The organism is Leptotrichia sp. OH3620_COT-345, assembly GCF_003932895.1.
Taxonomy (GTDB): Bacteria; Fusobacteriota; Fusobacteriia; order Fusobacteriales; family Leptotrichiaceae; genus Pseudoleptotrichia.
The window spans coordinates 1-397 of record NZ_RQYW01000138.1 but is presented as its reverse complement, the minus strand read 5'-3'; the positions used below and the strand labels follow the sequence as shown (position 1 = coordinate 397).

Below are 397 nucleotides of genomic sequence, written 5' to 3'. Positions count from 1 at the left end.
AGGTATACCACTTTGTAACTACATCGAAAGTTATCTTTTCGCTGAAAGTTCCGTTCTTACCGTAACCCTCTGTCTTTGTGACATCTGCTAAAGCTAAATCAGCATACACCTGAAAAATTTCTGTTTGATATTCAAGTGTAACGAATTTTTTGCTAAGAATATCGTTTACGAAGTCTTTCATTAATTGATAATTTTCTTCTAAACTTTCTCCAAACGTTTCTAGCTTAAACTCTATTTGTGGTTGAGTAATTGAGCGTTTTCCCATTATTCCAATACCATTACTTTGCCAGATGTTATTAGTTGATTGTAACCCTAAATTAGAGGGCTGGTAAAATCTAACTTTTCCATTTGTTACGTCCCAAACTTTATCGTCTGTTCCGTCTAAGTTGGTATGTAT

General features: G+C 34.0%; 1 protein-coding gene. It reads right to left on the bottom strand.

Annotated features, from left to right (window positions below):
• On the bottom strand, positions 1-397 hold a 397-nt coding region (locus tag EII29_RS11640; RefSeq protein WP_199726104.1), incomplete at both ends, for a phage distal tail protein domain-containing protein.